This window comes from Paenibacillus sp. FSL R7-0333, from assembly GCF_038000365.1.
GTDB lineage: Bacteria > Bacillota > Bacilli > Paenibacillales > Paenibacillaceae > Paenibacillus_AQ > Paenibacillus_AQ silagei.
The window spans coordinates 6,093,519-6,107,383 of the sequence record NZ_JBBOBZ010000001.1 but is presented as its reverse complement, the minus strand read 5'-3'; the positions used below and the strand labels follow the sequence as shown (position 1 = coordinate 6,107,383).

Genomic DNA, 13,865 nt, shown 5'->3' with positions numbered 1-13,865 from the left:
GTGGAGGCTATTTTACAACTCCATAACAACTGCTCCTCTATTCTATAATATCCCGGGATTAAGCTATGGATAGAGTTAATATCCTGAATCCCGATGGAGGTAATACAATTGAACAAGAAAAAGTGGTCTGTTACTATGGCAGTTGTCCTATGCTCAGGCGGTATGTTCGCATTCAGCGGACTCCTTGTCCCCAGTCTGGAGAACTCAGCAGTCATCGCAAAGTACAGTACAGCAACTCCGGTCAGTGCTAAGGCAAGTCCGGCAGGAAGTGCTGTTCCTGTGCTGAAGGTCGAGGCACCCGTGCCGGTATCTACCGTGAATGATGATCTGCTGCTGAAGCAGATGACAGAGGAGCAGATCCAGCAAATCTACGACTATATGGAGCTACCGGGCGATCCGAACACTTCAGGCCGGGAAATGACCGAAGCGGAGATCAATCGTCGCCTGGTACTGGAAGATCAGTATGTCTATGATGGTGTGCGGCCACAGAAACCGTTGCCGCTACAGGCGGGGCAGGGAGAAGTGTATTTCGATATAAAGACCAATACGTATTATCAACCGGAGCGCACCTGGACAGATGAAGAGCTGCTGCAAATGATTGACTGGTACTACCGGGTTAATCTTGTGGCATCCAAACGTAATATAACTGCTCCTGTCGTGGCCGTACCGGAGAAATTCAGCAAGGCTGAAGTACAGGCACGGGCGGCTGAAAGTGTGCGCAAGCTGTTCGATGCCGATATCTCCAAGCTGAAAACAAATGTTATGCTGGTGGAACCGGGTTATGGCATACCCTCATTTTGGTCGGTTCACTCTGAACCATATAAGTCGCTTACTCTGCTTGGACAAGGTCAGGAATACTGGCAATATAGTGTGCAGATCGATCCTGACACCGGGGTGGTGGTAGATACGACAGCTTTTAACTCTGTGATGAAAAGAACCCCTATCGACGCGGCAGCTGCGACTGCCATGAAGAAGGATGACAGCTGGGTAAAGGAAGCTACCCGGATTGTAAAGGACAAGCAGGGAGAGAAAAGAAAGATAGTGAAGGCGTATCTGACGGACACTGAGGTTAACAATAAACGCGGGATGGTGGCCGTGGATGTATTACTGGAAGATGGCAGCAAATATAATGCGGAATTCCGCTATCCGGGTAAGCAACTGCGTTGTCTGATCTATGAGCCTGCCGGTAAGGCTAAGTAAGCGGGAAGCCGTGTTGCTATAGAACTGAATTTATCCTGATGATCAAGTCTCTCTTGATTCATCGGGATTTTTTGTTACATTAGAGAGAAGAAAGGAAGGGGTGAGGGGATGAAAAGATTAAATGTGGCGATTCCAACGCCTTTTCATGGGGATGAGGGTCTGAATACAGACGGATTTGCGCCTATCGTGGCTTACCAGCAGCAGAACGGGATCGAATCCCTGCTGATTTCGGGAAGCACTGGCGAGCAGCATTCGCTGAGTATCGGAGAGAGAATGGAGATCATTGAGTACTTCAATCAGCAGCGCTTCCAAGGGATAGAGCTGGTCTTCGGGGCTTCTGCTGTCAGAACCCGGGATGCGGTAACGCTGGTTCAGGCGCTGGAGACATCGGTAATCGATGCCATTATGATTGGCTTCCCGCCATACATCCGGCCTACGCAGCAACAGGCGGTTGCTTATGTGGAGGAGTTGCTTAGCCATACGAGCAAGGCGGTAGCGCTGTATAATAATCCCGGCCGGACCGGATTCGATCTGGCGCCGGAGTCGCTGGAATCATTAATCCGCCGCTATCCGAACATTGTAGGGTATAAGGAAACAGGCGATTTGCAGCGGCATGTGGGAGTGGAGTATCCGGAGGGGTTCATTCTTTTTGCAGCAGGGGATATGAGGCTTGTGGAGAATTTCGCCGCAGGCCCTTGCAATGGTCTCTCCAGTGTGGCCGGAAATCTGTACCCCTTGGAGATCAAGAGCGCGGTGGAGCGTCTGCTGCGGAAGGAGCAGGTGGAGGCTGGACCTTTGGAGGACATAGTGGCGCAGGTGTTCAGCGGCCATGCGCTTGTCAACATCAAACAGCATTACAACCGGTTGGGGATTCCGGCGGGCGTGTGCCGGGCTCCGATTCTCTAGATATGCATATTCGCCTCCTGTAAGACAAAAGCTAGCCTATCTACTATCAAAAGGAGACGGAGCGATGCATGAAATCTGGAGCGAAATCTGGAAGGCGCTGGTGCTAATCATTGTCGGGATGCTGGTGCTGCGGCTTGCCGGGCGGAAATCTATCTCGCAAATGACCATTCCTACGACGATCGCGATGATCTCGATAGGAACCATTATTGTGCAGCCGATCGCCGATCATAGTATTCTGATTACTATAGTTGCAGTAGAAGTGTAGAGATGGCTGTAAAATCAGCTAAGCAGAAAAGAAAGGACGGAGTGAGATGAAGCATCCTTTTCACCTGAAGGCGGTATGGAATGGAGGGCGGAACAGCGAAGGGCATATTGATGCGGGCGGACTGCGGACGGTTATATCGATACCGCAGGAGATGGGCGGTCCGGGAACCGGCACGAACCCGGATGAGATGCTGCTGGGTGCAGCAGCGACCTGTTACCTGATTACTCTGGCCGCAATGCTGGAGCGTTCGGAGATTGTTCCAGAGGCGCTGACCCTGGCGTCTGAAGCGACAGTAGATGTCACGAATAATGTGTTCACGTACGAAAAGATCGTGCACAAGCCTAGCATTGTGCTCCAGGCTGGTGCGACACCGGCGCAGCTAAAGATGGCAGAGCGGCTGGCACATAAGGCTGAAGCCTCCTGTATGATCTCCAGAGCCGTGGCCGGTAACGTCTCTATAGAGACTAAGCCAGTTGTGGAAATCGCGCACGGGAGCGGACAAGCCCGGGTAGAGTTATAGAAGCACAGGGGGATACAGAGCTAGAGCTGCACTGGTGATGCAAAATGCTGCTCCACCTCGTAGCGCGGCAGCTCAACAATTACCGAGGTTCCTTTGGTGAACTCACTCTCGATCCGCAGACGCCCGTCATGCAGCTCGATAATTTCTTTGCAGATGGCGAGGCCCAGGCCGCTGCCGGACTGACGGGAGCGGCCTTTGAAGAATTTGGTGCCAAGCTGCGTCAGATCCGCGGCCTCGATGCCTTCGCCGTTGTCAGCCACGGTGACGATTATCCGTTCGCCTTCGAGCACTGCGGTAAGGCGGATTTCACCCTCCGCAGGGGTGAACTTGAACGCATTATCCAGCAAATTGACAAACACCTGCTTCAACCGGTTAAAATCACCGTCCACCGGCAGCGGCTGATCGGGAAGGTCGGCGTAGAGGCGGATCTGCTTCGTCTGCCCCCGGTATCTGAACTGCAGCAGCAGATCCTCCAGCAGGCCTCTGAGATCATATGGCTGGCGCACAATGCGGATCTCTCCGGCCTGAAATTTGGAGAAGTCGAGCAGATCCTCCACCAGGCCGATCAGCCGGTCTGTCTCCCCGGTCATGACCTCAAGCCCCTGCAGGATCTCCTGCCTATCTGATAAATCACCGACCAGCAGCGTTTCCCCCCAGCCTTTGATGGAGGTAAGCGGAGTCCGCAGCTCATGGGTGACGGAGGAGATGAAATCATATTTGAGCTTCTCGCTCTTGAGAATTTCCTCCGACATATAATTCAGTGTTACCGCAAGGGTGCCGACTTCATCGTCATAGCGCCTCGCTGCCCGGACGGCAAAATTACCGGTGGCCATTTCCTTGGCGACCCCGGTCAGCTGCTGGATCGGCCCTACGATCCGTTTGGCGATAATCAGGCTGAGCATGAAGCCGAATCCAATGACGAGTAGCCCGATGACGGCTGCATTGAGTGCGATCCGGATAATAACATGATATAAAGGCTCTGCCGAGACCGAGTACCGCAGCAAGCCGATTGTGCTCCCCGACTCCTTCAGCGCGATAGAGACTGCCATAATTCGTTCCCCGTTCACTGGCTTGATGCTCTGAAAGCTTCCTTTGCCGCTGGCCAGGGCTGCTCTCACATCAGGGGTACTCACCTGCTCTGTACTGGAGAAGCCGAAGGAATTAATGACCACATGCCCGGCTGGACTCAGCACTTCCACCTTACTGCTCTCCTCAGGGGAGAGATTCTCCAGAATATAACGCGCCCGCTCATTCAAGCTATAACTCTCCAGATACTTATTGAAAAAGGTCGCTGAAGTCGTGGCCCTTGTATTCAATGTCTCCATCGCACTGCCCAGATAATAATAGTGGACAGCAGCGATGAACACTCCCTCCAGCAGCAGCACGATCAGGAGCAGCACAAGGGTAATATAGACGATAAGTCTGGACCTGATTCCCTTCAGCACAATTAGCCCCTCCAAATATATCCGAATCCCCACACGGTCTCGAGGAACTGCGGCCCGGAGGACTCCTGTCCGATCTTCTGGCGGATTCGGCTGATATTCACATCTACAATTTTAAGATCCCCCATGAAGTACTGCCCCCATACGGCTGTCAGAATATCATCTCGGTTCATGGCCTTGTTCGGCTGTTCCATCAGCAGCTTAACGATCATAAACTCGGTAGGGGTCAGCGGGATATCCTGCCCGTCCTTCAATAATTTCCGTTCATCCAGCATTAGGGTAAAAGGCGGAAGCTCGATGAGATTCTCCTGCGGCAGCGCTTCTCCCGGATACATCCTGCGGTAGAGAGAGCGCACCCGGGCGACCAGCTCCACCGGACTGAAGGGCTTGACCACATAGTCATCTGCGCCGGATTCCAGGCCCATGACCTTGTCGATTTCCTGGCTTTTGGCGGTGAGCATAATGATTCCCAGCCGGGGGAAGTGTGTCCGCAGAAGGGTGCACACCTCGAACCCGCTGAGTCCGGGCAGCATCAGGTCGAGAATCGCGATGTCAAAATCCCTCTGCTCTCTTGCAATGCGCAGCGCCTCTTCACCAGTAGAAGCCTCCGCGATCTCGAAGCCTGCCCGCTTAAGGTTGATACACAGCAGATCACGGATAGGCTTCTCATCTTCCAGTATCAGCACTTTCATGAACAGCTCTCCTTCTTATTGCCGGGGCTTCTGGGGTGTGCCGGCCAGCTGAACGACTTCATCCAGTGTCAGCTTCAGCTGATTATAATTCTGCAGATCGGCCCCCTGCAGCTTGCCGGCGGCATCCGCTGCGGGCATTACGGCAACGAATAGGGTAGGCTCCGTGTCATTGTTAGAGTTCCCCTGCTCATACAGCAGCTTATACTCTCTATTCTCAGCCTTCAGCTGGACCTCTGCGGCAGCCCAGGCCTTCTTCGTCAGCAGGCGAAGCTCCAGCAGCGGAGCCTTCACAGCAGACCCGGCATTCTTGTAGCTGAACTGGAGCTTCTCCCAGGGCTGGGGTGATTCTCCCGGAACCTCCAGCAGGGTCTGGCCCGCCCAGGACTTGGGAATACGGAAGTTGAAGCCCCAACGGTCGAACTGCTCCTGCACGAAGGTCAGGCCGGTCTGTCCGTCCCACTGATAATATTTGGTGATGAATGGGGTCGCCAAGGGAGCCATGCTCTCCGTACCGGCTGGCGGCACCAGGAAGCCGAATTCCAAGATCCCGTCATTATTCACATCCAGGCTGGACTGCGGGTAGTCCTTAATTGCAATACTGCTGCTGCCAAGCAGGTCAGGAGAGACGGCTGGCGGAGATAGCACCAGATCCTTGCTTGCAGCGAGCGCAGTACGCTGATAATCATCTGTAGCCAGTATATCAGTAAACCTGTCTTTTTCCCAAGTTAGCAGTGAAGTATAGGAAGCATGTGCGCCAATGGCGGCATCGATGACGATTGCGTCCCGGGTAGGGGACGCCTTGCCGAACTGGGCTTCGATGACATTACCATCCAGCTTCTGGTCAGATAAGGTCTGCAGCGTACCGTCCTTGAGCCGGAGCAACAGGAGATGGGTCTCACGGATGTTATCTGTGGTGTAGGTACTCTGAAGCAAGGCAATGTCGGTATGCCCGCTTCCGGTCAGGTCGCCAAGGACCAACTGGTCGTAAGGCTGCTTAAGCAGCTCGGTCAGCTTGCCGCCGCTTAGGCTGTAGACCGCCAGCTCTTTGCTTAAGCCCTCCCCGCCGCCGTATCCGAGCAGCAGCTCCTCCGCTCCGTCACCGGTAACATCTGTGAAGGACACTTCATTCAATTCGCTGCCTACCCCGGTAAGATTAGCCAGCTTGGTCCACTTGCCGTTCTGCTGTGAGAGGAGGAGGGTATTGATCTCGTAATCGGTTTTCTCTGTCTTGTAGAAGGCCAGAAGCTCCTCCTGCCCGTCCTTGTCCAGATCCTGTAATTGAATCGCACTGCCGGATTCCGAGTGGATGGGAACCGTTAAATGCGCGTTGGCCGGTAGAAAGGATTTGACGATTCCGGTAAGATTGCCGTCGCTATTCCCCTGTGCCGGGGCTTGAAGCAGATCGCTTGGCGTCTTCATGGTACCACAGCCGGAGGCAATCAGGCTTAAGAATAAGAGGCTGCTGAGGCCGAAGGTATATTTGTTCATTGCAGTTACGCTCCTTAGGATTCATCTGTGGCTAGTATATCCTAACCTTTCGGGCAATTAGTTTCAAAATGGTAAAGGAGCTGACTGAAGATATTAAAAATAGGGGGACGGTAGGAACGAAAAGCTTAAACTCGTCGCTGCGGTGAACATTTGGACTTCCGGCCGCTGTTATGTTTGGATTTCCTGATTGAACCCGCTGGGCGCGGTAGAAATCCAAACATAAAGGCGGTCGCTATCGCTCCTACAGTTCCAAATTTCCCCTCCGCTCCTTCCCGCTTTTTGTGTTAAGTACATTCAACTGAAATTGATATCTTCAGTTATCGGGGGAGGGGCAGGCAAGACCGGCTGAATGGGCCGCTGTCGCTACCATTCTTACAGTCCAACCCGGTTGGGCGCATGAAGAACGCAAGATGTTATCTTTCCCTAAGAAAAAAAGGCTGTCCCAATCAGCCTTTTTATGGCTTTTCGGGACAACCTGTATTGTCTGGCTATTCTATTGGCCTGAGCGCCGCAGGCTTTGTCCATTGGTAGCAATAACATCCTTATACCAGTGGAAGGATTTCTTGCGGTAGCGCTCCAGGGTTCCGGTATTGTCGTCGTGGCGGTCTACATAGATGAAGCCGTAGCGTTTACTTAGTTCAGCGGTTGACGCACTGACCAGGTCAATACAGCCCCAAGAGGTGTAGCCCATGACTTCAACGCCGTCCTCGATGGCTTCGCCCACCTGCACCAGATGGTCATTCAGGTACTCAATCCGGTAGTCGTCATTGACGGTTGGCACGCCGTCTTCGCCGGTGATCAGCTCATCCTTGGCTCCGAGTCCATTTTCCACAATAAATAGCGGCTTCTGGTAACGGTCATAGAACATATTCAGCACATAGCGCAGACCCTGCGGGTCAATCTGCCAGCCCCATTCGGAAGCCTTCAGGTATGGATTAGGTGCGCCCCCGATCAGGTTGCCTTCCTGGGTACGTTTGCTGCTGTCTCCGGTCTCGCAGATGCTCACATAATAGCTGAACGAGATAAAGTCAACGGTATGCTTGAGAATGTCCGCATCGCCAGGCTCCATGTGAATCTCAATGCCGTGCTCTCTGAAGTAACGTTTCATATAGCCAGGGTACACGCCTCTCGCATGCACATCTCCGAAGAAGTAATTCATATGCTCCGACTTCATCGCTGCAATCACATCATCCGGGTTAGGTGTCAGCGGATAGGTTGGCATGCTGAGGATCATACAGCCGATCTGGGCCTGGGGGTTGATCTCATGTCCAATTTTGACCGCAGTAGCACTGGCTACCAGCTCATGATGAATCGCCTGATACAGATCCTGCTTGCTCAGCTTGTCCTTCGGTGTATAGATCCCGCCGCTCATAAACGGTTCGTGCAGGATGGAGTTAATCTCGTTGAAGGTCAGCCAGTACTTCACTTTATCCTTGTAGCGGGTGAATACCGTTCTGGCATACCGTTCATAGAAGCCGACTAGTTGCCGGTTCACCCAGCCGTCATACTGCTTGGACAAGTGCAGCGGAGTTTCGTAGTGGGAGAGGGTCACCAGCGGCTCAATGCCGTATTTGTGACATTCATCAAACAGGTCATCATAGAATTGCAGGCCTTGCTCGTTAGGCTCCAGCTCATCACCGTTCGGGAAGATTCGCGACCAGGCGATGGAGGTACGGAAGACTTTGAAGCCCATTTCGGCAAAAAGCTTAACATCTTCTTTGTACCGGTGGTAAAAGTCGATGCCGACCAGCTTCATATTATCCTCGGTAGGCACCTCGGTGATAGGGCCCCTGATTCCTTGCGGAGCTACGTCTTGAGTGGACAGGCCTTTGCCGTCTTCGTTGTATGCGCCTTCCAATTGGTTCGCAGCGACTGCGCCGCCCCACAGGAAGTCTTCAGGAAATGGAGTGTTCATAGTTAATCCCGCCTTCTATTAGTTATGGATTCAGATATGGTAAGCTGTTCATAGGTCCTATAATTCAATGCTAAATGTTGTAACGCGTTACATGTCAAGTATTATTATAAAGATGAAAAATTATGTAAGGAGAGCCATCATGTCGAATCTGGATCAAATCGCTAAACTGTCGGGATTCTCCAAAGCTACAGTATCGAGGGTGCTGAATCGTTCTCCCCATGTGAGCCAGGCAACGCGGGAGATCATCCTGAAGATCATGGAAGAGCTGGACTATGTGCCCAATGGCAATGCCATCTCCTTGTCCACAGGAGAGACGATGCAGATCGGGATGGTAACGGAGGGGATTAACGAGGTAATGCTGCCTTTTCTGAACAGCTTCGTGGAGACTGCGAGCCGGCACGGATATCAGACGATTATCTATACCTCCGGGGGTGATCCGGCCAAAGAGCTGCAAGCCTTCGAGGATATGCGGCGCAAAAGAGTCGATGCGCTTGTCATCAGCACCTGCGTTAACGATCAGGCGCTCCTGGGCTCTTACTGCAAATACGGGCCAATTGTCTCCTGGCAGCGGATGGAGCTTCCCGAGATTCAGAGTGTCGCCATGAATCAATATGACGGGTACATGCTGGGACTTGAGCATGTGATCAGACGGGGGTATACGCGGATTGCCAATGCTTGGGGCCGGCCAGCCAGTATGAATACCTCCGGGCGGATACAGGCGTACCAGGATGCTGCCCGCAAATATCATCTGGAGGTGAACCAGGAATGGTCGCAGACAGGGATCTTTTCCATCCGGCAGGGTGAGGAGCTGATCCGCAGGCTGCTGCTGATTCCTGGCGGGCCTCCGAATGCCATCCTCTGCGCCAATGATATGGTAGCGGCAGGGATACTGAGCGAGGCCCGCAGGCTTAAGGTGAAGGTGCCGGAGGAGCTGGCGATTGTTGGATTCGACAATACGGAGCTGGCCCATACGCTGGGGATCACCTCAATTAATAATCCGATTGGCGCACAGGCGCAGAATGCGCTGCATCTGATTCTCGGCAAGCTGAAGGGGGAAGAGGCGGAGCAGGAGCCGCTGGGGTTCCAGCTCGTGCCGAGAGCGACTACTTAAAGAAGCCGTGAACCGTCCGATTTGGGCGGGTTCGCGGCTTCTTTGCTGTTTGGGAAATTATGGTTTGTCGTCCCTCAGAAAATAATCTTCTGCGCCGCCATGATCCGGCCGATCTCAAAGATAGCGGCGCATTCCACGAAATGAACCTCGGAGATAATCGAATGGTCATGCGTTCTGTAGTAATATCTGCCGTCGGTATACACGTGATCATAGATGAGGCTGATGTCATACACCGAGGTGGGGTAGAGCTCCCCTTCGCCCTTGGCGATCCCCGCCGTTATGGAATGATGCCCTGAGCCTTCCACGAAGGAGATGCCAAGAGGGAGCCAGAGGGTAACCTGATGATCCTTATCCTGCCGCCAGCTTCCGTTCAGGGTACCTTCACCGATGCGGATCAGACTGTCGCGCAGCTTGCGGGGAATCCAGGGGGAGGGGAAGACCAGGTCACGTGCCAGGTTGATGATTCTGCTGCTGTTGTCAATCTGCCGCATCAGGAAGTGGAAGCTCCGTCCATCCAGCGTAACCTCGGCCCATTCATCAAAGAACAGGTTGTCCGAGAACATCCGCTCCATCTGGTCGACCTCCCCGTAGAGCGCGGGCATCAGCATGAGCTGGCTCTGAATACGTCTGCCGATCAGCCGGATGAAGTCCACAATCGGGTGGGTCTCGGGCTGGAAATAACCATAATTGATATCATAATAAAAGCCGAGATTCTCATTGATTAAATCCTTGGCAAACGCCATGAGATTATCGAATTCTTGTTTCATCGTCATGCAAAAGCTGCTCCTTCAACCATATGATAATGTGCTTATCATATTACGTGCCATGCTCCCCTGTCTGTGATGAAAACAGCAGGTAAAGATTGGTTTAACAGCAGCTCTGCAGCTTACCCGGCAAACTCCTGGACCTCGTCCAGTGTCGGCAGCGCGGCAATCGCTCCGACCTTGGTGCAGACGATGGCGCCCACCCGGTTGGCGAAGGTGACGAATTCTTGCTGCAGCTCCGCGCTGCGGGTGAAGTCTGCCGGATGGGCCAGCTGGCTGATCCGGCAGAGCAGCGCTCCGATGAAGGCATCGCCGGCACCCGTGGAATCGATGGACTTCACGGTGATGCTCGGAATCAGCAACCGTGAGTCCGGGGAGGAGATGAGGGTGCCGTCTCTGCCCAGAGTAACGGCTACTGCTCCGGCTCCCCACTCATACAGCATATCAAGGGCGGCATCACGGTCCGCTTCGCTTGTAATCAGCTGCAGCTCCTCGTCGCTGACCTTTACCAGATCGGCCTTGGAGATACCGGCTCTGGACAGCGCGATGAATTCCTCCTGACGCCCGGTCCACAGGTCGCCCCGGTAGTTGGGATCGAAGGAGACGAACTGTCCGTTCGCCTTCGCTTCATCCATGAGCGTCATATAGACCTCGCGGAAGGGATCCGCCAGCAGCGCTGTCGCCGAGCCGAAATGAAGCATGGCTGCCTCACGGACCGCTGCCCGTTCAATCTCTTCCAGCCTGAGCAGCCGGTCTGCCCCGCGGTGGAACACGAAATCGCGTTCCCCGTTCGCTGAGCGCGAGACGAAAGCCAGTGTGGTCGGGCTTGCGGGATCAAGCAGCAGCATTGAGGTATCCACGTTCTGTTCTTCCAGCGTCTGCTTCAGGAAGAAGCCGAAGGGATCGGCTCCGACTTTGCCGAGGAAGGCGGAGTGGCCGCCGAGCCGGGCAATGGCTGCACTTACGTTCGCTGGCGCTCCGCCGGCCTGCTTGGAGAAATGCCGCCCTGCGGTTAGGCTGACGTCAACATCGGTGCAAAAAAAATCAATGAGCAGCTCGCCCGCACAAAGGACTGAACCATGTAGTTTCATTGTGAAATAACCTCCAGGCAGAATGGGTTGGTATTAGCTAAGAGCGGGGGTAGAGTCTCTGAATACAACGTCTGTAGCGACATGTGTCACCTGATAAGGCTTGGCAGGGTCCTTGATCCGGGAGAGCAGCATTTCGGCAGAGACAATCCCCATATGACCGCTGTAAATATGTACCGTCGTCAGATGGGGTTCGATGATCCGGGATTCCGAGGCATCGTCGAAGCCGCAGACCGCAACCTGCTCCGGCACCTTGATTCCTCTGTTCTTAAGTGACTTCATGACACGGATTGCGATGAAGTCATTGGCGCAGATGAAGGCGGAGGGCCACTCGTCAAGGGCGTCCAGCTGCTGATCCATCCAGTCCGCTTCCAGCATGTAGTCCCGGTCCTGACCCACAATGCATAATTCGGGATTGAGCGGGATACCGGCCTCAGAGAGTGCCCGATTGAAGCCGATCCAGCGTTCATTGAAGCTGCGGCAGTGGTTGTAATCGCCTACAAAACCGAAGCTCTGCACTCCCTGATCCATCAGCTTGCGGGTCATGGAACATACACTGTGCTCATTCTCCATGAGCATCAGATCTGCCTTCAGCTCCGGATAAATAATGTCGGACGCGCAGTCAATAAAGATCGTTGGAATGCCGAGCTCGGTAACCAGCCCGCTGTATTCTTTACTGAACATTTCAATACAGATGATGCCGTCCACGTTCGCAGGCTCGAAATTGCCGGGCAGAGTCATGCTGTTAATATCGTTCTCCCGGACAAAATAAATGGACAAGGTATAGCCTTCGGTACTGATACGCTTCTCCAGTCCGCTGAGCAGCTGGGAACCGAAGTGGGAGCTGTTGGGGAGATTGCTGGTCAAAAGGGCGATATTGCCCTGATTCTCGGAGGCGCTACCTGCTGCTTCCAGATAGGAGAATTGTTTATATTTGAGCTCGACGGCCTTGTTGATTACCTTCTCCCGGGTCTCGGGAGGAATGCTCTCTGCACCGTTCAGGGCTTTGGAGGCCGTATTTCTGGAGATGCCTAGCGCATCTGCAATATCTTGAATGGTGACCTTTGCTTTCTTCATCACTGTGTTCCACCTTTGTTTCCCCGTATTAGTAACCTCTGCTACCTAATATATAGCATTTACTCAAAATTGACAACGTAATTTTACAAATGCACAAATTAATTTTACAATTCAAAAATTAAAGACACCGGTAAGTGCTTATATCTATGTTAATGTTACATTTGCACTGTATAATGCACGGTTTTAAATATTTTTTGTGCAAAATGTATTGACTTATAAACACGATCTCTGATAAATTGTAAAGGCAAAACATGTTCAAATGTAAATTTGAAAACCTATTCATTTTGTTAAATGTAAATTAATAGTTAGACCGGAGGTGGGTAACCTAACCGTCAGGAGGATAGACAGATCCGGGCGGACCTATGCCATGTGAATGGCAAGCTAGCAGCGGCCCTGTTGCACAGCAGCATTAGCACAGCCGCACTGTAAGGAGGGGGAAAATTGGCAAATCCGATGGTTCAACAAAGGGGTACTGAACTCAAATCACGTAAATCAATTCTAAGCTATCTGCGTCGGAATTATATCCTGTATTTATTCTTGGCTCCGGCCGTAATTCTTACCGTTATATTCAAATACGTTCCAATGTACGGCGCTATTATTGCCTTCAAGGATTTCAGCCCGCGCAGAGGCATCCTGGGCAGCGCATGGGTGGGCTTCGAGCATTTCGAGCGGTTCCTCTCCTCGCCGAATTTTTACGACATTCTAATGAATACGCTTAAATTAAGCGCCTACGGACTGATTCTGGGTTTTCCGGTGCCGATTGTGCTGGCGCTTATGCTGAATCTGATCCGCAGCGCGAAGCTGAAGAAGAACATCCAACTGATTGTGTATGCACCTAACTTTATCTCGGTTGTGGTTGTCGCAGGGATGCTGTTTGTCTTTCTGTCGCCGACAGGTGTGGTGAACGCGCTCATTACTACTTTTACAGGTAAGCCGGTGTCCTTCATGAGTGATCCCGCTTACTTCCGTACCGTATATATTCTGTCAGGCATCTGGCAGACGGCAGGCTGGTCCTCGATTATCTATGTAGCCACGCTGGCCGGTGTAGATCCGCAGCTTCATGATGCGGCGACGATTGACGGTGCCTCCCTGCTGAAGCGAATCCGCCATATCGATCTGCCTGCGCTGAGGCCGGTGATGGCCGTGCTGTTCATCCTTGCCGCAGGCGGCATCATGTCCATCGGCTATGAGAAGGCCTTCCTGATGCAGACGGCGCTCAATACCCCGACCTCGGAGATCATTGCGACCTATGTCTACAAGGTGGGTCTGCAGGCCGGCGATTATGCCTATTCCACCGCTATCGGATTATTCAATTCCGTCATTAACGTAATCCTGCTGGTCTTCGTCAATACGGTCGTCAAGCGGCTGAACGAAGGGGAAGGGCTGTATTAAAAGGA

Annotated in this window: 13 protein-coding genes; 6 read left to right on the top strand and 7 right to left on the bottom strand. The window is 52.9% G+C overall.

What is annotated here, in order from left to right; genetic code table 11:
• Window positions 1–108: 108 nt before the first annotated feature.
• The 4 genes from MKY86_RS25810 (at window position 109) to MKY86_RS25795 (ending at window position 2,891) form a co-directional block, all read left to right on the top strand.
• Window positions 109–1,200 (top strand): hypothetical protein, encoded by a 1,092-nt coding sequence (locus MKY86_RS25810; protein ID WP_083685734.1) that lies wholly within the window; start codon window positions 109–111, stop codon window positions 1,198–1,200.
• Between the two features lie 108 nt (window positions 1,201–1,308).
• Window positions 1,309–2,106 (top strand): dihydrodipicolinate synthase family protein, encoded by a 798-nt coding sequence (locus MKY86_RS25805; protein ID WP_076085262.1) that lies wholly within the window; start codon window positions 1,309–1,311, stop codon window positions 2,104–2,106.
• A 64-nt stretch (window positions 2,107–2,170) separates the two neighbouring features.
• Window positions 2,171–2,371, top strand: a complete 201-nt coding sequence (locus tag MKY86_RS25800; protein ID WP_340827578.1) for a hypothetical protein — start codon at window positions 2,171–2,173, stop codon at window positions 2,369–2,371.
• Between the two features lie 46 nt (window positions 2,372–2,417).
• Entirely contained in the window at window positions 2,418–2,891 is a 474-nt protein-coding gene (locus MKY86_RS25795; RefSeq protein WP_076085265.1) for an OsmC family protein, read from the top strand.
• A 20-nt stretch (window positions 2,892–2,911) separates the two neighbouring features.
• Here MKY86_RS25795 and MKY86_RS25790 read toward each other — a convergent pair whose 3' ends face one another.
• The 4 genes from MKY86_RS25790 to MKY86_RS25775 all read right to left on the bottom strand — a co-directional run bounded on the left by MKY86_RS25790 (window position 2,912) and on the right by MKY86_RS25775 (window position 8,428).
• Window positions 2,912–4,336, bottom strand: a complete 1,425-nt coding sequence (locus MKY86_RS25790) for a sensor histidine kinase (protein WP_340827577.1) — start codon at window positions 4,334–4,336, stop codon at window positions 2,912–2,914.
• Between the two features lie 2 nt (window positions 4,337–4,338).
• The gene (locus MKY86_RS25785) at window positions 4,339–5,025 is read right to left on the bottom strand and encodes a response regulator transcription factor (protein WP_076085268.1); all 687 of its coding nucleotides are present in this window, start codon (window positions 5,023–5,025) and stop codon (window positions 4,339–4,341) included.
• 15 nt (window positions 5,026–5,040) lie between these two features.
• Complete coding sequence (locus tag MKY86_RS25780; RefSeq protein WP_076085271.1) at window positions 5,041–6,513, bottom strand: hypothetical protein; 1,473 nt, start codon at window positions 6,511–6,513, stop codon at window positions 5,041–5,043.
• 493 nt (window positions 6,514–7,006) lie between these two features.
• The gene (locus MKY86_RS25775) at window positions 7,007–8,428 is read right to left on the bottom strand and encodes a glycoside hydrolase family 1 protein (protein ID WP_076085274.1); all 1,422 of its coding nucleotides are present in this window, start codon (window positions 8,426–8,428) and stop codon (window positions 7,007–7,009) included.
• A 139-nt stretch (window positions 8,429–8,567) separates the two neighbouring features.
• Here MKY86_RS25775 and MKY86_RS25770 point away from each other — a divergent pair, with 139 nt between their 5' ends.
• Window positions 8,568–9,539, top strand: coding sequence for a LacI family DNA-binding transcriptional regulator (locus tag MKY86_RS25770; RefSeq protein WP_076085277.1), 972 nt, complete (start codon window positions 8,568–8,570; stop codon window positions 9,537–9,539).
• Between the two features lie 74 nt (window positions 9,540–9,613).
• Here MKY86_RS25770 and MKY86_RS25765 read toward each other — a convergent pair whose 3' ends face one another.
• From MKY86_RS25765 to MKY86_RS25755, 3 genes are all read right to left on the bottom strand, one after another.
• Window positions 9,614–10,312 (bottom strand): DUF6710 family protein, encoded by a 699-nt coding sequence (locus MKY86_RS25765; protein ID WP_051478692.1) that lies wholly within the window; start codon window positions 10,310–10,312, stop codon window positions 9,614–9,616.
• Between the two features lie 113 nt (window positions 10,313–10,425).
• A complete protein-coding gene (locus tag MKY86_RS25760; protein ID WP_076085280.1) occupies window positions 10,426–11,394 on the bottom strand; it encodes a carbohydrate kinase family protein in 969 nt (322 codons plus the stop codon).
• A gap of 33 nt (window positions 11,395–11,427) precedes the next feature.
• A complete protein-coding gene (locus MKY86_RS25755; protein WP_076085283.1) occupies window positions 11,428–12,468 on the bottom strand; it encodes a LacI family DNA-binding transcriptional regulator in 1,041 nt (346 codons plus the stop codon).
• 453 nt (window positions 12,469–12,921) lie between these two features.
• Between MKY86_RS25755 and MKY86_RS25750 the strand changes: the two genes are divergently transcribed.
• Window positions 12,922–13,860: an ABC transporter permease gene (locus MKY86_RS25750; RefSeq protein WP_076085341.1), complete on the top strand. Its 939-nt coding sequence runs from the start codon at window positions 12,922–12,924 to the stop codon at window positions 13,858–13,860.
• Window positions 13,861–13,865: the final 5 nt, after the last annotated feature.